At 55.3% G+C, this 19,875-nt stretch carries 16 protein-coding genes and 4 tRNA genes; all 20 read right to left on the bottom strand.

The window, feature by feature from the left end; all coding sequences use genetic code 11:
• Window positions 1–14: 14 nt before the first annotated feature.
• The 20 genes from rpsJ to birA all read right to left on the bottom strand — a co-directional run bounded on the left by rpsJ (window position 15) and on the right by birA (window position 19,742).
• Window positions 15–326, bottom strand: a complete 312-nt coding sequence (gene rpsJ, locus HX812_RS16945) for a 30S ribosomal protein S10 (RefSeq protein ID WP_003186070.1) — start codon at window positions 324–326, stop codon at window positions 15–17.
• A gap of 159 nt (window positions 327–485) precedes the next feature.
• On the bottom strand, window positions 486–1,679 hold the full coding sequence (gene tuf, locus HX812_RS16940; RefSeq protein WP_003176426.1) for an elongation factor Tu: 1,194 nt from the start codon (window positions 1,677–1,679) through the stop codon (window positions 486–488).
• Window positions 1,680–1,709: 30 nt separating this feature from the next.
• Entirely contained in the window at window positions 1,710–3,815 is a 2,106-nt protein-coding gene (gene fusA, locus HX812_RS16935; protein ID WP_033900034.1) for an elongation factor G, read from the bottom strand.
• Between the two features lie 30 nt (window positions 3,816–3,845).
• Window positions 3,846–4,316: a 30S ribosomal protein S7 gene (gene rpsG, locus HX812_RS16930; protein ID WP_002555493.1), complete on the bottom strand. Its 471-nt coding sequence runs from the start codon at window positions 4,314–4,316 to the stop codon at window positions 3,846–3,848.
• A gap of 118 nt (window positions 4,317–4,434) precedes the next feature.
• Window positions 4,435–4,806 (bottom strand): 30S ribosomal protein S12, encoded by a 372-nt coding sequence (gene rpsL / locus HX812_RS16925; RefSeq protein WP_002555494.1) that lies wholly within the window; start codon window positions 4,804–4,806, stop codon window positions 4,435–4,437.
• A 216-nt stretch (window positions 4,807–5,022) separates the two neighbouring features.
• On the bottom strand, window positions 5,023–9,222 hold the full coding sequence (gene rpoC, locus HX812_RS16920) for a DNA-directed RNA polymerase subunit beta' (protein ID WP_016977596.1): 4,200 nt from the start codon (window positions 9,220–9,222) through the stop codon (window positions 5,023–5,025).
• Window positions 9,223–9,286: 64 nt separating this feature from the next.
• The gene (rpoB, locus tag HX812_RS16915) at window positions 9,287–13,360 is read right to left on the bottom strand and encodes a DNA-directed RNA polymerase subunit beta (RefSeq protein ID WP_010206926.1); all 4,074 of its coding nucleotides are present in this window, start codon (window positions 13,358–13,360) and stop codon (window positions 9,287–9,289) included.
• 219 nt (window positions 13,361–13,579) lie between these two features.
• Window positions 13,580–13,945: a 50S ribosomal protein L7/L12 gene (gene rplL, locus HX812_RS16910; RefSeq protein WP_003210093.1), complete on the bottom strand. Its 366-nt coding sequence runs from the start codon at window positions 13,943–13,945 to the stop codon at window positions 13,580–13,582.
• 78 nt (window positions 13,946–14,023) lie between these two features.
• The gene (gene rplJ / locus HX812_RS16905) at window positions 14,024–14,524 is read right to left on the bottom strand and encodes a 50S ribosomal protein L10 (protein WP_016969477.1); all 501 of its coding nucleotides are present in this window, start codon (window positions 14,522–14,524) and stop codon (window positions 14,024–14,026) included.
• Between the two features lie 199 nt (window positions 14,525–14,723).
• Window positions 14,724–15,419: a 50S ribosomal protein L1 gene (gene rplA, locus HX812_RS16900; protein ID WP_033900028.1), complete on the bottom strand. Its 696-nt coding sequence runs from the start codon at window positions 15,417–15,419 to the stop codon at window positions 14,724–14,726.
• The gene (gene rplK, locus HX812_RS16895; protein WP_003176435.1) at window positions 15,419–15,850 is read right to left on the bottom strand and encodes a 50S ribosomal protein L11; all 432 of its coding nucleotides are present in this window, start codon (window positions 15,848–15,850) and stop codon (window positions 15,419–15,421) included. The genes rplA and rplK overlap by 1 nt, the downstream gene beginning before the upstream one ends.
• Before the next feature lie 117 nt (window positions 15,851–15,967).
• A complete protein-coding gene (gene nusG, locus HX812_RS16890) occupies window positions 15,968–16,501 on the bottom strand; it encodes a transcription termination/antitermination protein NusG (protein WP_003176436.1) in 534 nt (177 codons plus the stop codon).
• A gap of 9 nt (window positions 16,502–16,510) precedes the next feature.
• A complete protein-coding gene (gene secE, locus HX812_RS16885; RefSeq protein ID WP_003194658.1) occupies window positions 16,511–16,879 on the bottom strand; it encodes a preprotein translocase subunit SecE in 369 nt (122 codons plus the stop codon).
• Between the two features lie 45 nt (window positions 16,880–16,924).
• Window positions 16,925–17,000 (bottom strand) — tRNA-Trp (locus tag HX812_RS16880).
• A 161-nt stretch (window positions 17,001–17,161) separates the two neighbouring features.
• Window positions 17,162–17,237 (bottom strand) — tRNA-Thr (locus HX812_RS16875).
• Between the two features lie 26 nt (window positions 17,238–17,263).
• Window positions 17,264–17,337 (bottom strand) — tRNA-Gly (locus HX812_RS16870).
• A gap of 24 nt (window positions 17,338–17,361) precedes the next feature.
• A tRNA-Tyr gene (locus HX812_RS16865) sits at window positions 17,362–17,446 on the bottom strand.
• A gap of 143 nt (window positions 17,447–17,589) precedes the next feature.
• A complete protein-coding gene (locus HX812_RS16860; protein ID WP_038842506.1) occupies window positions 17,590–18,036 on the bottom strand; it encodes a hypothetical protein in 447 nt (148 codons plus the stop codon).
• 7 nt (window positions 18,037–18,043) lie between these two features.
• Window positions 18,044–18,793: a pantothenate kinase gene (locus tag HX812_RS16855; RefSeq protein ID WP_038842504.1), complete on the bottom strand. Its 750-nt coding sequence runs from the start codon at window positions 18,791–18,793 to the stop codon at window positions 18,044–18,046.
• Complete coding sequence (gene birA, locus HX812_RS16850; RefSeq protein WP_038842502.1) at window positions 18,783–19,742, bottom strand: bifunctional biotin--[acetyl-CoA-carboxylase] ligase/biotin operon repressor BirA; 960 nt, start codon at window positions 19,740–19,742, stop codon at window positions 18,783–18,785. The genes HX812_RS16855 and birA overlap by 11 nt, the downstream gene beginning before the upstream one ends.
• Window positions 19,743–19,875 lie beyond the last annotated feature (133 nt).

The following is a 19,875-nucleotide window of genomic DNA, read 5'->3' as shown; positions in this document are numbered from 1 at the left end:
CTAAGACCCAAGTCTTAGCCGAGGCTGATCTGTACTTCCACACCGGCCGCCAGATCGAGCTTCATAAGTGCATCAACGGTTTTATCCGTTGGCTGGACGATGTCCAGTACGCGCTTATGAGTACGGATCTCGTACTGGTCACGCGCGTCTTTGTTGACGTGCGGGGAGACCAGAACGGTGAACCGCTCTTTACGGGTAGGCAGTGGAATTGGACCACGCACTTGAGCACCAGTACGTTTCGCGGTTTCCACGATTTCCTGGGTGGATTGGTCGATCAGGCGATGGTCAAAAGCCTTCAACCTGATACGGATTTGCTGATTTTGCATTGGATTTCAGACTCCGGCTGCTATTCCCAGCGAGCGCAATACGCCCGTTAAAAGGAGGCGCAATTCTATAGACGGCCCTGATAGGTGTCAACCCAATAAAAAAGGCCCCCGCTGAGCGGGGGCCTTTTCAAAACATCAGAGCTATCTCAGAAGAGATAATTACTCGATGATTTTAGCTACAACGCCAGCACCAACGGTACGGCCGCCTTCACGGATTGCGAAACGCAGACCGTCTTCCATAGCGATGGTTTTGATCAGGGTGACAACCATTTTGATGTTGTCGCCTGGCATTACCATTTCTACGCCTTCCGGCAGTTCGCAGTTACCAGTTACGTCGGTAGTACGGAAGTAGAACTGTGGACGGTAGCCTTTGAAGAACGGAGTGTGACGACCGCCTTCTTCTTTGCTCAGCACGTACACTTCAGCTTCGAACTTGGTGTGCGGCTTAACCGAACCTGGCTTAACCAGAACCTGGCCACGCTCAACGTCGTCACGCTTGGTACCACGCAGCAGAACGCCGCAGTTCTCGCCAGCACGACCTTCGTCGAGCAGTTTACGGAACATTTCAACACCGGTGCAGGTGGTGACGGTAGTGTCACGCAGACCAACGATTTCCAGTGGATCTTGAACCTTGACGATACCGCGCTCGATACGACCAGTTACAACAGTACCGCGACCGGAGATCGAGAATACGTCTTCGATTGGCATCAGGAACGGCTTGTCGATAACACGGACTGGATCTGGGATGTAGCTGTCCAGAGTCTCAACCAGTTTACGAACGGACGTGGTGCCCATTTCGTTGTCGTCTTTGCCTTCCAGAGCCATACGAGCAGAACCGATGATGATCGGAGTGTCGTCGCCTGGGAAGTCGTAAGTGCTCAGCAGATCGCGCACTTCCATCTCAACCAGTTCCAGCAGCTCAGCGTCGTCTACCAGGTCAGCCTTGTTCAGGTAAACCACGATGTACGGAACGCCTACCTGACGGGACAGCAGGATGTGCTCACGGGTTTGTGGCATCGGACCATCAGCGGCCGAACAAACCAGGATAGCGCCGTCCATTTGAGCAGCACCGGTGATCATGTTCTTCACATAGTCAGCGTGACCTGGGCAGTCAACGTGAGCGTAGTGACGGATCAGCGAGTTGTATTCAACGTGCGCGGTGTTGATGGTGATACCACGAGCTTTTTCTTCTGGTGCGCTGTCGATTTTATCGAAATCAACGATTGCGGAACCGAAAACTTCGGAGCAAACGCGAGTCAGAGCAGCAGTCAGAGTGGTTTTACCGTGGTCAACGTGACCGATGGTGCCAACGTTGACGTGCGGTAGGGAACGATCAAATTTTTCTTTAGCCACGACAATTAACTCCTTGCCTAAAGGACTGAATCAGCCTTGTTTTTTGGATACAGTTTCAGCGATGTGCGCCGGAGCTGTGTTGTATTTTTTGAATTCCATAGAGTAGCTTGCGCGACCCTGGGACATGGAGCGAACGTCGGTCGCATAACCGAACATCTCACCCAACGGAACCTCGGCGCGAATTACTTTGCCGGAAACCGTGTCTTCCATACCCAAGATCATGCCGCGACGACGGTTAAGGTCGCCCATGACATCACCCATATAGTCTTCAGGTGTAACAACTTCTACCGCCATGATCGGCTCAAGCAACTCACCACCGCCCTTCTGGGCCAGTTGCTTGGTTGCCATGGAGGCAGCCACCTTAAACGCCATCTCGTTGGAGTCGACGTCGTGGTAAGAACCGTCAAAAACGGTTGCTTTCAGGCCGATCAGCGGATAGCCGGCAACAACACCGTTCTTCATCTGCTCTTCGATGCCCTTCTGGATAGCCGGGATGTATTCCTTAGGAACCACACCACCAACTACTTCGTTCACGAATTGCAGACCTTCCTGACCTTCGTCAGCAGGAGCAAAACGGATCCAGCAGTGACCGAACTGACCACGACCGCCGGACTGACGAACGAACTTGCCTTCGATTTCGCAATTCTTCGTGATGCGCTCACGATAGGAAACCTGAGGCTTACCGATGTTGGCTTCGACGTTGAACTCACGGCGCATCCGGTCAACCAGGATGTCCAGGTGCAGCTCGCCCATGCCGGAGATGATCGTTTGACCAGTCTCTTCATCAGTCTTGACGCGGAAAGATGGATCTTCCTGAGCAAGTTTGCCCAGAGCGATACCCATTTTTTCCTGGTCATCCTTGGTCTTAGGCTCTACGGCAACCGAAATAACCGGCTCCGGGAAGTCCATGCGAACCAGGATGATTGGCTTGGCAGCGTCGCACAAAGTCTCACCCGTGGTGACGTCCTTCATGCCGATCAGGGCCGCGATGTCACCAGCGCGCACTTCCTTGATCTCTTCACGGGCGTTTGCGTGCATTTGCACCATACGACCCACGCGCTCTTTCTTGCCTTTAACCGAGTTGATCACGCCGTCGCCGGATGCCAACACGCCCGAGTAAACGCGGACGAAGGTCAAAGTACCCACGAATGGGTCGGTTGCGATCTTGAACGCCAGAGCCGAGAACGGCTCGCTGTCATCGGCGTGACGCTCCATTTCTTCTTCCTCGTTATCAGGGTTGGTACCCTTGATAGCAGGAATGTCGGTTGGAGCCGGCAGGTAGTCGATAACGGCGTCGAGAACCAGGGGAACACCCTTGTTCTTGAAGGAAGAACCGCAAACAGCCAAGACGATCTCGCCAGCGATAGTACGCTGACGCAGAGCAGCCTTGATTTCCACGTTGGTGAGTTCTTCACCTTCGAGGTACTTGTTCATCAGCTCTTCGTTGGCTTCGGCAGCAGCCTCAACCATGTTGTTGCGCCACTCGTCAGCCAGCTCCTGCAGTTCTGCAGGGATAGGCTTACGAACAGGAACCATACCTTTGTCGGAATCATTCCAGTAAACAGCTTCCATGTTGATCAGATCGATCTGACCCTGGAAGTTGTCTTCGGAACCGATAGCCAATTGGATCGGCACCGGGGTGTGACCCAGACGCTGCTTGATCTGACCGATCACGCGCAGGAAGTTGGCACCAGCACGGTCCATCTTGTTTACGTAAACAAGACGTGGAACGCCGTACTTGTTGGCTTGACGCCATACGGTTTCCGACTGAGGCTCAACACCCGAGGTACCGCAGAACACAACGACGGCGCCGTCGAGTACGCGCAGGGAACGTTCAACTTCGATGGTGAAGTCTACGTGGCCCGGGGTATCGATTACGTTGAAGCGATGCTCGTCTTTGTACTGCTTCTCGGAACCTTTCCAGAAGGCGGTAATAGCAGCAGAAGTAATGGTAATACCACGCTCCTGCTCCTGAACCATCCAGTCTGTGGTCGCGGCGCCGTCATGCACCTCGCCCATTTTGTGACTTTTGCCGGTGTAAAACAGCACGCGCTCGGTGGTGGTGGTTTTACCAGCATCCACGTGAGCAACGATACCGATGTTACGGTAGCGGCTAATCGGAGTAGTACGAGCCATAAAGCCCTCGCAAAATTAGTGAAGCTAAGATTAGAAGCGGTAGTGCGAGAAAGCTTTGTTAGCTTCAGCCATACGGTGCACGTCTTCACGCTTCTTAACAGCAGCACCTTTACCTTCAGCAGCGTCCAACAGCTCGCCGGCCAAACGCAGAGCCATAGACTTCTCGCCGCGCTTACGGGCGAAGTCTACCAACCAGCGCATTGCCAGAGCGTTACGACGGGACGGACGAACTTCGACCGGAACCTGGTAAGTAGCACCGCCTACACGGCGCGACTTCACTTCGACCAGCGGAGCGATGGCGTCGAGAGCTTTCTCGAAGATTTCCAGGGGGTCGCTGTTCTTGCGTTCTTTAACCTTTTCCAGCGCGCCATAAACGATACGCTCGGCAACGGCTTTCTTGCCGCTTTCCATCACGTGGTTCATGAACTTGGCCAGGATCTGGCTTCCGTATTTTGGATCGTCAAGCACTTCGCGCTTGGCTGCTACGCGTCTTCTTGGCATGGATAAGCCCTCAAACGGTCTTCAGGTTCGTTCGGAATCGGTGCCCTTGCGGGACGCCTCCGACCTTACTCTTATCGACTCAGAAAATAAGATGATTCAGTTTTACAAAAAGCCGCTACTACTTAGGCTTCTTGGTACCGTACTTCGAACGACCCTGGTTACGACCTTTAACGCCGGAAGTATCCAAGGAGCCGCGTACGGTGTGGTAACGAACACCTGGCAAGTCTTTTACACGACCGCCGCGGATCAGTACCACGCTGTGCTCTTGCAGGTTGTGACCTTCACCACCGATGTACGAGGAAACCTCGAAACCGTTGGTCAGGCGCACACGGCATACTTTACGCAGTGCCGAGTTAGGTTTTTTCGGCGTGGTGGTATACACACGGGTGCATACGCCACGACGTTGCGGGCAGTTCTGCAGCGCAGGTACGTCGGATTTCTCGACGATACGCTTACGCGGCTGACGTACCAGCTGGTTGATAGTTGCCATCTACTAGCTCCACTGTTGTCTTGCGACGCTATTGTCTTGCAAGAAAAGCAAAATGGCAGGAACGAATTCCCGCCAAATTTAGGGGTACAAGAGTCTAAAGAGGATCTTGCCCCCAGTCAAGGCAAGGCCCCGACATCCCCACTCACCGAACCGGGGCAAAAATGCCTCGATCCGACGAATGGGGCTGCCGGGGCCCAGACTTATCTAGTGCAGAACTCAGTTACCGCTAGAGTTCAGCGCTTCGGTCAGTGCAGCTTCCACTTCACTGGCGCTTACGCGCAGCGGCTTGTCAGCATCACGGCGACGCTTACGCTCGCTGTGGTAAGCCAAACCGGTACCGGCCGGGATCAGACGACCCACAACCACGTTTTCTTTCAGGCCGCGCAGGTAATCGCGCTTGCCGGTTACCGCTGCTTCGGTCAGTACACGAGTGGTCTCCTGGAAGGAGGCCGCCGAGATGAACGACTCAGTGGACAACGACGCCTTGGTGATACCCAGCAGCACGCGGGTGAACTTGGAGACAAACTTGTCTTCCGCGCCCAGACGCTCGTTCTCTACCAGTACGTGAGTCAGTTCCATCTGGTCGCCCTTGATGAAACTGGAATCGCCGGATTCAGCGATTTCAACTTTACGCAGCATCTGACGCAGGATGGTCTCGATGTGCTTATCGTTGATCTTCACGCCTTGCAGGCGGTAAACGTCCTGGATCTCGTTAACGATGTACTTGGCCAGCGCACTCACACCCAGCAGACGCAGGATGTCGTGTGGATCGCTCGGGCCGTCGGAGATAACTTCGCCGCGGTTTACCTGTTCGCCTTCGAAGACGTTCAGGTGACGCCACTTCGGAATCAGCTCTTCGTACGGATCGGTACCGTCGTTCGGGGTAATGACCAGACGGCGCTTGCCCTTGGTCTCTTTACCGAACGCGATGGTGCCGCTGACTTCAGCCAGAATCGACGCTTCTTTCGGACGACGGGCTTCGAACAAGTCGGCAACACGCGGCAGACCACCGGTGATGTCACGGGTCTTCGAAGTTTCTTGCGGGATACGCGCGATAACATCACCGATCGCGATCTTCGCACCATCCGCTACACCGACCAGGGCGTTGGCTGGCAGGAAGTACTGAGCGATTACGTCAGTGCCTGGCAGCAACAAGTCCTTGCCGTTGTCATCGACCATCTTCACGGCAGGACGGATGTCTTTACCGGCAGCTGGACGATCTTTCGCGTCGAGTACTTCAATGTTGGTCATACCGGTCAATTCGTCAGTCTGACGCTTGATCGTGATGCCTTCTTCCATGCCCACGTAGGTCACGGTACCTTTCATTTCGGTAACGATTGGGTGAGTGTGCGGATCCCACTTGGCCACGATTGCGCCAGCGTCGACCTTGTCACCTTCTTTAACCGAAATCACAGCACCGTACGGCAGCTTGTAACGCTCGCGCTCACGACCGTAGTCATCAGCGATTGCCAGCTCACCGGAACGGGACACAGCAACCAGGTGGCCATCCACTCGCTCAACGTGTTTCAGGTTGTGCAGACGGACAGTACCGCCATTCTTCACCTGAACGCTGTCGGCTGCGGAGGTCCGGCTTGCCGCACCACCGATGTGGAACGTACGCATGGTCAGCTGGGTACCCGGCTCACCGATGGACTGGGCAGCGATAACGCCGACCGCTTCACCGATGTTCACCTGGTGACCACGAGCCAAGTCACGGCCGTAGCACTTGGCGCAAATGCCGTAGCGGGTTTCGCAGCTGATCGGCGAGCGAACGATCACTTCGTCGATGCTGTTGAGTTCGATGAACTCGACCCACTTCTCATCTACCAGGGTACCAGCAGGAACGATAACTTCCTCGGTGCCTGGCTTGAATACGTCACGGGCAATAACACGACCCAATACGCGCTCACCCAATGGCTCTACAACGTCACCGCCTTCAATGTGCGGCGTCATCAGCAGGCCGTGCTCGGTGCCGCAATCGATCTCGGTTACAACCAGATCTTGTGCAACGTCTACCAGACGACGCGTCAGGTAACCGGAGTTAGCGGTTTTCAACGCGGTATCCGCAAGACCTTTACGAGCACCGTGAGTCGAGATGAAGTACTGAAGTACGCTCAAACCTTCACGGAAGTTCGCAGTAATCGGCGTTTCGATGATGGAGCCGTCCGGCTTGGCCATCAGGCCACGCATACCGGCGAGCTGACGGATCTGCGCAGCAGAACCCCGTGCGCCCGAGTCGGCCATCATGTACATCGAGTTGAAGGACTCTTGATCGACTTCCACGCCGTGACGGTCGATAACCTTCTCTTTCGAGAGGTTGGCCATCATCGCCTTGGAAACTTCGTCGTTCGCCTTCGACCAAAGGTCGATCACTTTGTTGTACTTCTCGCCCTGGGTTACCAGGCCGGAGGCGTACTGGCTTTCGATCTCTTTCACTTCATCAGTAGCAGCATTGATGATGCGGGCTTTTTCATCCGGGATAACGAAGTCGTTAACACCGATGGAAACGCCGGAAATGGTCGAATAGGCAAAGCCGGTGTACATCAACTGGTCAGCGAAGATCACGGTCTCTTTCAAACCAACCACGCGGTAGCACTGGTTGATCAGCTTGGAGATCGCCTTTTTCTTCATCGGCAGGTTGACGACGTCGTACGACAGACCTTTTGGCACAACTTGATACAGCAGCGCACGGCCGACAGTAGTGTCGACAATACGGGTGCCGCTCACGCTGCCGCCATCACGGTCGTTGACGGTTTCGTTGATCCGCACCTTGACCTTGGCGTGCAGTGCGGCTTCGCCGGCACGGAACACACGGTCAACTTCTTGCAGGTCAGCGAACACACGACCTTCGCCCTTGGCGTTGATCGCTTCACGGGTCATGTAGTACAGACCCAATACAACGTCCTGCGACGGAACGATGATTGGCTCACCGTTGGCTGGCGACAGAATGTTGTTGGTCGACATCATCAACGCGCGCGCTTCCAACTGGGCTTCCAGTGTCAGCGGTACGTGCACGGCCATTTGGTCGCCGTCGAAGTCGGCGTTGTACGCAGCACAGACCAGAGGGTGCAGCTGGATAGCCTTACCTTCGATCAGTACCGGTTCAAACGCCTGGATACCCAGACGGTGAAGGGTCGGTGCACGGTTGAGGAGAACCGGGTGTTCGCGGATCACCTCAGCGAGAACGTCCCAAACCTCTGGCAGTTCGCGCTCGACCATTTTCTTGGCCGCTTTGATGGTGGTCGCGAGACCGCGCATTTCCAGCTTACCGAAGATGAATGGCTTGAACAGCTCAAGTGCCATCTTCTTAGGCAGACCGCACTGGTGCAGACGCAGGGTCGGGCCTACGGTAATTACCGAACGACCGGAGTAGTCAACACGCTTACCGAGCAAGTTCTGACGGAAACGACCTTGCTTACCCTTGATCATGTCAGCCAAGGATTTCAGAGGACGCTTGTTCGAACCGGTGATAGCGCGGCCACGACGGCCGTTGTCGAGCAAGGCATCGACAGCTTCTTGCAACATACGCTTTTCGTTGCGCACGATGATGTCCGGAGCGGACAGATCAAGCAGGCGCTTCAAGCGGTTGTTACGGTTGATCACGCGACGGTACAGGTCGTTGAGGTCGGACGTCGCGAAGCGACCACCGTCCAACGGTACCAGCGGACGCAGGTCTGGCGGCAGAACCGGCAGAACGGTCAGCACCATCCACTCTGGCAGGTTGCCGGAACCCTGGAAGGCTTCCATCAACTTCAGACGCTTGGACAGCTTCTTGATCTTGGTTTCGGAGTTGGTTTGCGGAATCTCTTCACGCAGACGGCCAATCTCGTGTTCCAGGTCGATAGCGTGCAGCAGTTCGCGAACAGCTTCGGCACCCATGCGGGCATCGAAATCGTCGCCGAACTCTTCCAGCGCTTCGAAGTACTGCTCGTCGTTCAGCAGCTGACCTTTTTCAAGGGTGGTCATGCCTGGATCGATAACGACATAGCTCTCGAAGTAGAGAACGCGTTCGATATCACGCAGGGTCATGTCCATCAGCAAGCCGATACGGGACGGCAGCGATTTCAGGAACCAGATGTGGGCAACCGGCGAAGCCAGTTCGATGTGCGCCATGCGCTCACGACGAACCTTGGCCAGTGCAACTTCAACGCCGCACTTCTCGCAGATCACACCACGGTGCTTCAAGCGCTTGTATTTACCGCACAGGCACTCGTAATCCTTTACCGGGCCAAAGATCTTGGCGCAGAACAGGCCGTCACGCTCAGGTTTGAACGTACGGTAGTTGATGGTTTCCGGCTTTTTAACTTCACCGAACGACCACGAACGGATCATCTCAGGCGATGCCAACCCAATACGGATGGCGTCGAACTCTTCGACTTGACCCTGGTTTTTCAGCAAATTCAGTAGGTCTTTCAAGGCCTTTCCTCCTGGCGGAGCAGAGAGCGGGCTAAACAGCCCCGCTCTCGATTCGCGTCACGTGTTATTCGGTTTCCAGATCGATATCGATGCCGAGGGAACGAATTTCTTTGATCAACACGTTGAAGGACTCGGGCATGCCCGGCTCCATACGGTGATCGCCGTCCACGATGTTTTTGTACATCTTGGTCCGACCGTTCACATCGTCCGACTTCACTGTGAGCATTTCTTGCAGAGTGTAAGCAGCACCGTATGCTTCCAGTGCCCAGACCTCCATCTCCCCGAAACGCTGACCACCGAACTGAGCCTTACCACCCAGCGGCTGCTGGGTAACGAGGCTGTACGAACCGGTAGAACGAGCGTGCATCTTGTCGTCTACCAAGTGGTTCAGCTTCAGCATGTACATGTAGCCAACAGTAACCGGGCGCTCGAACTTGTTGCCGGTACGGCCGTCGAACAGCTGCATCTGGCCGCTTTCTGGCAGGTCTGCCAGTTTCAGCATGGCCTTGATTTCGCTTTCCTTGGCACCGTCGAACACCGGGGTAGCCATTGGAACGCCGCCGCGCAGGTTCTTCGCCAGATCCAGGATTTCCTGGTCGGAGAAGGTGTCCAGCTCTTCGTTGCGACCGCCGATCTCGTTGTAGATCTCGTGCAGGAACTTACGCAGGTCTGCGACCTTGCGCTGCTCTTCGATCATACGGTTGATCTTCTCGCCCAGACCTTTGGCCGCGAGGCCCAGGTGGGTTTCAAGGATCTGACCAACGTTCATACGCGAAGGTACGCCCAACGGGTTGAGGACAACGTCGACCGGGGTGCCATTGGCATCGTGCGGCATGTCTTCAACCGGCATGATCACGGAGACCACACCTTTGTTACCGTGACGACCGGCCATCTTGTCGCCCGGCTGGATGCGACGACGGATTGCCAGGTAAACCTTGACGATTTTCAGCACGCCTGGAGCCAGGTCATCGCCCTGCTGCAGTTTGCGCTTCTTGTCTTCAAACTTGTCGTCCAGCAGACGGCGACGATCAACGATGTAGGCCTGGGCCTTCTCGAGCTGCTCGTTCAGAGCATCTTCAGCCATGCGCAGTTTGAACCACTGGCCGTGCTCAAGACCGTCGAGAATTTCGTCGGTGATGTCCTGACCTTTCTTCAGACCTGCGCCGCCTTCAGCCTTGTGGCCTACCAGAGCGGAACGCAGACGTTCGAAGGTCGCGCCTTCAACGATACGGAACTCTTCGTTCAGGTCCTTGCGGATCTCGTCGAGCTGGGTCTTCTCGATGGACAGTGCACGAGCATCACGCTCAACGCCGTCACGGGTGAAGACCTGTACGTCGATGACAGTACCTTTGGTGCCAGTCGGCACGCGCAGGGAAGTGTCTTTAACGTCGCTGGCTTTTTCACCGAAGATGGCACGCAGCAGTTTTTCTTCCGGAGTCAGTTGGGTCTCGCCTTTCGGAGTGACCTTACCGACCAGGATGTCGCCTGCGCCGACTTCAGCACCTACGTAAACGATACCGGCTTCGTCCAGTTTGTTCAGTGCAGCTTCACCCACGTTCGGGATGTCTGCAGTGATTTCCTCTGGCCCAAGCTTGGTGTCACGTGCCACACAGGTCAGTTCCTGAATGTGGATCGTGGTGAAACGGTCTTCTTGAACAACACGCTCGGACAGGCAGATGGAGTCTTCGAAGTTGAAGCCGTTCCATGCCATGAACGCGATGCGCATGTTCTGACCCAGTGCCAGTTCACCCATGTCGGTGGACGGGCCGTCGGCCATGATGTCGCTGCGCTGGACGCGATCACCCTTGCTCACCAGCGGACGCTGGTTGATGCAGGTGTTCTGGTTCGAGCGGGTGTATTTGGTCAGGTTGTAGATGTCGACACCGGCTTCGCCAGTTTCTACTTCGTCATCGGCAACACGAACCACGATACGGCTGGCATCAACGGAATCGATCACGCCGCCACGACGAGCCACGACGCAAACGCCGGAGTCACGGGCTACGTTACGCTCCATGCCGGTACCTACCAGCGGCTTGTCAGCACGCAGGGTCGGTACAGCTTGACGCTGCATGTTGGAACCCATCAACGCACGGTTGGCGTCATCGTGCTCCAGGAACGGGATCAGCGACGCAGCGACCGAAACTACCTGCTTCGGCGATACGTCCATCAAGGTGACGTCTTCCGGCGCCTTGACGGTGAACTCGTTCAAGTGACGAACAGCTACCAGCTCGTCGACCAGGACTTTCTTGTCGTTCATCGTGGCCGAGGCCTGAGCGATCACGTGATCAGCTTCTTCGATGGCGGACAGGAATACGATCTCGTCGGTGACCAGAGCGTCTTTCACCACACGGTACGGGCTCTCGAGGAAGCCGTACTGGTTGGTGCGCGCATAAGCGGCCAGGGAGTTGATCAGACCGATGTTCGGGCCTTCTGGCGTTTCGATCGGGCAAACACGACCGTAGTGCGTCGGGTGTACGTCACGAACCTCAAAGCCAGCACGCTCACGGGTCAGACCGCCCGGGCCCAGTGCAGAAACACGGCGCTTGTGGGTGATCTCGGAGAGCGGGTTGTTCTGGTCCATGAACTGCGAAAGCTGGCTGGAACCGAAGAACTCTTTCACCGCCGCAGCCACTGGCTTCGCGTTGATCAGGTCCTGCGGCATCAGGCCTTCGCTTTCTGCCATCGACAGACGCTCTTTGACCGCACGCTCAACACGTACCAGGCCAACGCGGAACTGGTTCTCGGCCATTTCGCCTACGCAGCGAACACGACGGTTACCCAGGTGGTCGATGTCATCGACGATGCCTTTGCCGTTACGGATGTCGACCAGGGTCTTCAATACCGCGACGATGTCTTCCTTGCACAGCACGCCCGAACCTTCGATCTCGGTACGACCGATACGACGGTTGAACTTCATCCGGCCGACCGCAGACAGGTCATAGCGCTCAGGGCTGAAGAACAGGTTGTTGAACAGGGTCTCGGCAGCGTCTTTGGTTGGCGGCTCACCAGGACGCATCATGCGATAGATCTCGACCAGCGCTTCCAATTGGTTGCTGGTGGAGTCGATCTTCAGCGTGTCAGAGATGAACGGACCGCAGTCGATGTCGTTGGTGTACAGGGTCTCGATGCGAACAACCTGAGCCTTGGCGATCTTGGCCAGGATCTCGGTGTTCAGCTCGGTGTTGCACTCAGCCAGGATTTCGCCTGTAGCCGGGTGAACGATGACCTTGGCGGTGGTGCGGCCCAGGACGTAGTCCAGAGGCACTTCCAGCTCTTTGATACCGGCTTTTTCGATCTGGTTGATGTGGCGCGCAGTGATACGACGGCCAGCTTCAACAATGACCTTGCCTTTTTCATCCTGGATGTCCAGAACGGCAATTTCACCACGCAGACGCGAAGCGATCAGCTCCAGCTTGAGGGTTTCATCCTTCAGGCTGAATACGTTGGTGGTGTAGAAGGCATCCAGCACTTGCTCAGTGGTGTAACCGAGCGCGCGCAGCAGTACCGAGGCCGGCAGCTTACGACGACGGTCGATACGCACGAACACGCAGTCTTTCGGATCGAACTCGAAGTCCAACCACGAACCGCGGTACGGAATGATCCGCGCGGAGTACAGGAGTTTGCCGGAGCTGTGCGTCTTGCCGCGGTCGTGGTCGAAGAACACGCCCGGGGAACGGTGCAGCTGGGAAACGATCACACGCTCGGTACCGTTGATAACGAAGGTACCGTTCTCGGTCATCAATGGGATTTCGCCCATGTAGACTTCTTGCTCTTTGATGTCCTTGATCGCTTTGTTCGACGATTCTTTGTCGAAAATGATCAGGCGCACTTTTACCCGCAAAGGTACGGCGTAAGTAACACCGCGCAACACGCATTCTTTGACATCAAATGCCGGTTCGCCCAGGCGATAACCGACGTACTCCAGCGCAGCATTGCCGGAGTAGCTGATGATCGGGAAAACGGATTTGAAGGCCGCATGCAGGCCCACGTCGCGGAACTGATCTTTGGTCGCTCCCGCCTGCAAGAATTCACGATACGAATCCAGCTGGATAGCCAGAAGGTACGGGACATCCATGACGTCCGGCAACTTGCTAAAGTCCTTGCGGATACGTTTTTTCTCAGTATATGAGTAAGCCATCAGCGTTCCCCAGCTTGGTCACCTGCTTGTTTGGCCCTCCCGACGGGAGCAGCCAGAAAATCTTGCAAACCCCATGGTTTGCACCACCGCATCGGGTGGCTACAGCGCGTTAATGGCGGCGACCGAGTCGACAGCCAAGAACGGAAAAAGGCCGGTGGCAAGAGCCACCAGCCATCAGCCTTCAGCTTAACGCTTGGGCTGGAGACGCAAGGTCGATGCTTACTTCAGCTCGACTTTAGCGCCTGCTTCTTCCAGTACTGCTTTGGCTTTGTCAGCTGCGTCTTTCGACACTGCTTCCAGAACCTGGGCAGGAGCGCCGTCAACTACAGCCTTGGCTTCTTTCAGGCCCAGACCGGTCAGTTCACGTACTGCCTTGATCACGTTTACTTTCTTCTCGCCAGCTTCCAGCAGCATGACGTTGAATTCGGTTTGCTCTTCAGCAGCAACAGCAGCAACAGCTGGGCCAGCGGAAGCAGCGGCAGCGGAAACGCCGAATTTTTCTTCGAAAGCTTTGATCAGCTCAACAACCTGCAGAACCGACATTTCAGCTACGGCGTTGAGGATATCGTCTTGGGAGATAGACATTGCTGTATTTCCTGAATTGGGGGACGGCCTACGCGGCCATCGAAATAAACAAAAATACGCGAGAGAAGTTGCTCAGCCTTAGGCTGCGGCAGCTTCTTTTTGCTCGCGAACTGCAGCCAGAGTACGAGCCAGCTTGCTGGTAGCGCCTTGAATCACGCTCATCAGCTGCGAAATGGCTTCGTCGCGGGTCGGCAGTGTTGCCAGTACGTCGATTTGGTTAGCTGCGAGGAACTTGCCCTCGAACGCAGCTGCCTTGATCTCGAACTTATCCTGACTCTTGGCGAATTCTTTGAACAAACGGGCAGCAGCGCCTGGATGTTCTTTGGAGAACGCGATCAGAGTCGGGCCAGTGAACACGTCGTTGAGGACACTGTATTCAGTGTCAGCAACAGCGCGCTTGAGCAGGGTGTTACGTACAACACGTACGTATACGCCAGCTTCACGAGCCTCTTTACGGAGTCCGGTCATAGCGCCTACTGTCACACCACGGGCATCAGCCACGACAGCGGACAGAGCAGCTTTGGCAGCCTCGTTGACTTCAGCGACGATGGCCTTCTTGTCTTCGAGATTAATTGCCACGGGTTTAACTCCTGCTTGTTACCGTTTCATCTGGCCGGAGCCGGATGTCGTTTTGGTGTCTGATTCGGTAAGGAACCGGGAGCACCATCTGCGTAGGCTTGTGGTTTAAGACTTGCGCCGCCTACGGTCTTGGATAGCCCCCGCCAGGCAGGGACCCCAATTTTTTCAATTGACGCGATCTCTCGCGTCAACTTGTGTCTTATACGTCCAGCGAGCCTTGGTCGATGACCAGACCTGGGCCCATAGTGGTGCTCAGGGTAACGCGCTTGACGTAGATACCTTTCGAGGAAGCTGGCTTGATACGCTTCAGATCAGCGATCAGGGCCTCAACGTTTTCCTTCAGCTTGACGGCATCGAAGCCGACTTTGCCAACGGAGGTGTGAATGATGCCGTTTTTGTCGGTGCGATAACGAACCTGACCAGCCTTGGCGTTTTTAACCGCGGTGGCTACGTCTGGGGTTACGGTGCCGACTTTAGGGTTAGGCATCAGACCACGTGGACCGAGGATCTGACCCAACTGACCTACAACGCGCATTGCATCCGGGGAAGCAATAACGACGTCATAGTTCAGGTCGCCGCCTTTCATTTCGGCAGCCAGGTCGTCCATGCCAACGCGATCAGCGCCAGCGGCCAGAGCAGCTTCAGCTGCCGGGCCTTGGGTGAAGACAGCTACACGTACAGTCTTGCCAGTACCGTGTGGCAGCACAGTTGCGCTACGAACGACCTGGTCGGATTTACGTGGGTCAACACCCAAGTTTACAGCAACGTCTACGGACTCGCTGAACTTGACGGTCGACAGCTCAGCCAGCAGGGCAGCGGCGTCTACAAAGTTGTAGGCCTTGCCTGCTTCGATTTTGCCGGCGATAGCCTTTTGACGCTTGGTCAGCTTAGCCATTACACACCCTCCACGTTAAGGCCCATGCTACGAGCAGAACCGGCGATGGTACGCACGGCTGCATCCATATCAGCTGCAGTCAGATCCGCGTTTTTGGTTTTCGCGATTTCTTCCAGCTGAGCACGAGTTACGGTGCCAACCTTAACGGTGTTCGGACGAGCGGAACCGCTAGTCAGACCAGCAGCTTTCTTCAACAGAACCGAAGCCGGGGTCGACTTGGTTTCGAAGGTGAAGCTACGGTCGCTGTATACAGTGATGATCACTGGAGTCGGCAGACCTGGCTCAAGACCCTGAGTACGGGCGTTGAAGGCCTTGCAGAATTCCATGATGTTCACGCCGTGCTGACCCAGAGCTGGACCGACGGGTGGGCTAGGGTTGGCCTGAGCGGCCTTCACTTGCAGCTTGATGTAAGCGGTAATCTTCTTGGCCATGAGGCACTCCAATTACGGGTTCAAACGCCTCGAAAGGCTCCCCGGTTACTTGCGCGTTTATCCCAGTGACGACAAAACCCCACAGCCTAAGGCTGCGGGGTTGGGATGCTTGCTCAGCTAGACCTTCTCGACCTGGCTGAACTCCAACTCTACCGGAGTAGAGCGACCGAAAATGAGCACTGCCACTTGGATCCGGCTCTTTTCGTAGTTAACTTCTTCGACAGTACCGTTGAAATCAGCAAACGGACCATCTGTGACACGAACAACCTCACCCGGCTCGAACAACGTCTTCGGCTTAGGCTTGTCGCTACCATCAGCAACGCGGCGCAGAATAGCTTCTGCTTCTTTGTCAGTGATAGGAGCAGGCTTATCAGCGGTACCGCCGATGAAACCCATGACACGAGGGGTATCCTTGACCAAGTGCCAAGTACCTTCATTCATGTCCATCTGAACCAGCACATAGCCAGGAAAGAACTTGCGTTCGCTTTTGCGCTTCTGACCATTCCGCATTTCAACCACTTCTTCAGTGGGAACCAGAATTTCGCCGAAGCCATCTTCCATGCCTGCCAGCTTTACGCGCTCCAGCAAAGAGCGCATAACATGCTTCTCGTAACCCGAGTAAGCATGCACAACGTACCAACGCTTAGCCACGGGACACCCTTAGCCAACAATCAAGGAAACAAGCCAGCCGAGCAGGGAATCAAGCCCCCACAACAGCAACGCCATAACCAGAACAACAGCCACAACGATCAACGTGGTCTGCGTGGTTTCTTGGCGAGTCGGCCAAACGACTTTACGGATTTCGGTGCGAGCTTCCTTTACCAGGACCGCGAAAGACTTGCCCTTAGCAGTCTGCAGGCCTACAAAGGCAGCTACAGCAGCAAGGGCAAGCAAAGCGAGGACGCGGTACAGGATCGGCGAAGCAGAATAGTACTGATTGCCAACAACGCCTACGACCACCAAGGCAACTACAGCGAGCCACTTGACCAGATCGAAACGAGAGCTTTGAGCTTCAGCCTTAGGAGTCATCTATGAAGATCCTGTGAAAAGAAAGCCAGATACACCACGTGAATCTGGCAGGTCAGGAGGGAATCGAACCCCCAACCTACGGTTTTGGAGACCGTCGCTCTGCCAATTGAGCTACTGACCTAAAACAAAATCAGGCCGACCATTATGCAGGCCTGAAAAAGACTTTACAACAACCAACCCCACTAGACTTGAAATCACCCGACAATAAAGCCAGACGCAACACCAACAAGCCGAGGCAGCTGTTAAAACAAAGGCAGATATTTTCATATCTGCCTTGTCATATGGAGCTCTTGAGCGGATTTGAACCGCTGACCTCACCCTTACCAAGGGTGTGCTCTACCAACTGAGCTACAAGAGCGAAACACCTTGCACAACCTGCAAACTTGGAGCGGGTAGCGGGAATCGAACCCGCATCATCAGCTTGGAAGGCTGAGGTTCTACCACTAAACTATACCCGCGGAGCTTGCAGCTCACGCTAAAAATGGTGGAGGGGGAAGGATTCGAACCTTCGAAGTCGTAGACGTCAGATTTACAGTCTGATCCCTTTGGCCGCTCGGGAACCCCTCCTAAGCGAGCCGGCATTTTACATTACGCCGACCTTCTGTCAAGCATTTTCTCATTTAAAAATATGAGGTTAGCTGCGTTGACCTTCGCTTCACACTGCAGGCCTTAAAGGTCTTCACTGCGAAGCGGGCGCCATTCTATGCAAACTATTCGAGAGATGCAACGCCTTCGCACAACATTATTTTATGTTTTAACTCATTGAATTCCTTAGCAAGGTTTTCAAATGGCAGATCCTCAGCCAGGCGTCGGCTTTCAGGGGCTACGCGCAGCCAATAGCCGGAGGCTTCAGCAGTATTGAGCAATTGGATCTTGACCTTTATATCCAGGCTTGTGAGGCGCTGCTCAACAGACTGCGCCTGCCGCTGGTCCGCAAAACCACCGATATACAAACACATATTCTGCGCATCAGATGCTTTTGCACGATCTCTGCGCATCACCGCATCAGACGATTCACTGAGCAGGCGAATATCCTGCTGCGACCCCTTGTAAAGACTCAGGGGCGTGACATCTTTGGCGCGCAACGGTGCTTCTTGCTGATGCCAGATGTAGTAGAAGGCGTTGAGGACAAGTAAAAGCAAAAACAACCAACGCATATTCACCTCAAGACAAAGGACAAGCCATCGCCAAACCGACAAAAACCAAATCTGGAACGAGTCGGGCCTGTGGCACCGCATCTGCCACCAAATCGGCGTCCCCTCCCGTAAGGAACACAGTGAAGTCATCACCCCAGTAGCTTCGCGCCAGCTCTAACTGAGTGAGTACAAACCCTCGAAGCATAAGCGTACAACCTCGCTCCACTGCCTCTACGGTCGTACGACCTGGAGAGAGGCGCTCCAGCGCCCTTTCAGCAGCGGCATCGTCGTACCGTATCTTGCGTGTATGAGTTCGCAGTTGGTTGCGCATGAGCGGCATACCTGGACAGATGAATCCACCGAGGTGCTCACCATCCGCCGCGATGAAATCCGCCGTGGCTGCTGTGCCGAAATCGAGCACCAGGCAAGCACCGCGCGCTAACTTGAACCCCCCCAGCATTGCCAGCCAACGATCAAGGCCCAGACGCTCAAAATCTTCGTAGCCGTTACGCACTCCGGCCATCTCGCGCGCGGGAGCCGCACAGGAGACAGCAACGCCGAAAGCCTCATGCAGGGCCGCAACCAGCTTGCTTGTTTCTTCCAGGGCACGAACGCTCACCAGCCGGCAACGCGTCAGCAACAATCCCGGAAGCGCCACGAGGCTTTCGATCAAAGCCAGATCCGAACCAACAATCCCTTCCGAAGAGGCGTGAGCACTGTCGGCATGAAGTACACGCCATTTGATAAAGCTATTCCCACAGTCGAGCTCAAGAATCATCACGCAACCTCAGGCTTAACTCACCACCACTGTATATTTTCTCAACACCGTCGACGCTCAAGCGCAGCGCCCCCTGGTGATCTACACCCAGCACAATGCCATCGACTTGGCTGATACCTGCGATAAGCGACACCGGCCTTCCTTGCCAGGCGTGATTCTGCTCCCACTCATCCTTGAGTGCGACAAAACCACCCTCCCGGTGCCGCTCAAGGTAGCTTTGCAGCTGCAACCCCAACTGCGCCACGAGCGTATTGCGATCCACCGGAGAACCGGTCTGCAGCTGCACCGAAGTCCATTGCTGGTCCACCTCGTCAGCCCTTTGCATATTCACGTTGATGCCTATTCCAAGGACAACGTGGCAGATATCTGCAGGGTCTCCTACCAACTCCAGCAAAATCCCGGCAATTTTCTTCTGCCCTACCAGAACGTCGTTTGGCCACTTCAGAGTGGCGTCCCGCACACCAGACTCGCGCAAGGCCTGCATGACCGCCAAGCCCACAACCAGGCTCAGTCCCTCCAACTGCCGAAGGCCCGACTCGATACGCAATACGAGGCTGTAATACACATTTTGCGCGAACGGACTTACCCACTTCCGTCCTCTCCTACCCCGGCCGGCCGTTTGCTGCTCCGCAAGCACTAGGAGTGGCGCCGCGCAACCGGCATCAACAAGACGCAAAGCTTCGGCATTCGTGGAGTCTACGGAGTCAGAGATATGGATGGGCCACGCTAAGGAGGGCGCATTCAACGCAATATCTTCAGCAGTCAAGAACACCAGCGGTGACGCCAACTGATACCCCTTACCTCGCACCTTATGGAGGGGCAGATTGAGTTCCGCTTCCAGGTGTTGGAGTTGCTTCCAGACAGCACTGCGGCTGACACCCAGGGCGGCGCCAAGCGCTTCACCCGAGTGGAATCGGCCATCTTTCAGAAGTTTTAACAGCGTCAGCATGCAAATATCGCCTCACAATGAGGCACGCATAATAGCCATGCGCAGGGTCATTGCATAGAAAGGCAGGACTTTAGCACTGAAGGTCGTCGAAATGACCGACTTTGTGTTTTCGACCGCCCAAAACAAAACCCCA

This window comes from Pseudomonas sp. IPO3749, from assembly GCF_013386605.1.
GTDB lineage: Bacteria > Pseudomonadota > Gammaproteobacteria > Pseudomonadales > Pseudomonadaceae > Aquipseudomonas > Aquipseudomonas azotoformans_A.
Note: the sequence above shows the minus strand (reverse complement) of the source record. Positions and strands in the feature narration are given on the sequence as shown.

Coding starts and splice junctions, on each gene's coding strand:
- rpsJ (WP_003186070.1), bottom strand. CDS start 326: ATGCAAAATCAGCAAATCCGTATCAGGTTGAAGGCTTTTGACCATCGC.
- fusA (WP_033900034.1), bottom strand. CDS start 3,815: ATGGCTCGTACTACTCCGATTAGCCGCTACCGTAACATCGGTATCGTT.
- rpsG (WP_002555493.1), bottom strand. CDS start 4,316: ATGCCAAGAAGACGCGTAGCAGCCAAGCGCGAAGTGCTTGACGATCCA.
- rpsL (WP_002555494.1), bottom strand. CDS start 4,806: ATGGCAACTATCAACCAGCTGGTACGTCAGCCGCGTAAGCGTATCGTC.
- rpoB (WP_010206926.1), bottom strand. CDS start 13,360: ATGGCTTACTCATATACTGAGAAAAAACGTATCCGCAAGGACTTTAGC.
- rplL (WP_003210093.1), bottom strand. CDS start 13,945: ATGTCTATCTCCCAAGACGATATCCTCAACGCCGTAGCTGAAATGTCG.
- rplA (WP_033900028.1), bottom strand. CDS start 15,419: ATGGCTAAGCTGACCAAGCGTCAAAAGGCTATCGCCGGCAAAATCGAA.
- rplK (WP_003176435.1), bottom strand. CDS start 15,850: ATGGCCAAGAAGATTACCGCTTACATCAAGCTGCAAGTGAAGGCCGCT.
- secE (WP_003194658.1), bottom strand. CDS start 16,879: ATGACTCCTAAGGCTGAAGCTCAAAGCTCTCGTTTCGATCTGGTCAAG.
- HX812_RS16860 (WP_038842506.1), bottom strand. CDS start 18,036: ATGCGTTGGTTGTTTTTGCTTTTACTTGTCCTCAACGCCTTCTACTAC.
- HX812_RS16855 (WP_038842504.1), bottom strand. CDS start 18,793: ATGATTCTTGAGCTCGACTGTGGGAATAGCTTTATCAAATGGCGTGTA.
- birA (WP_038842502.1), bottom strand. CDS start 19,742: ATGCTGACGCTGTTAAAACTTCTGAAAGATGGCCGATTCCACTCGGGT.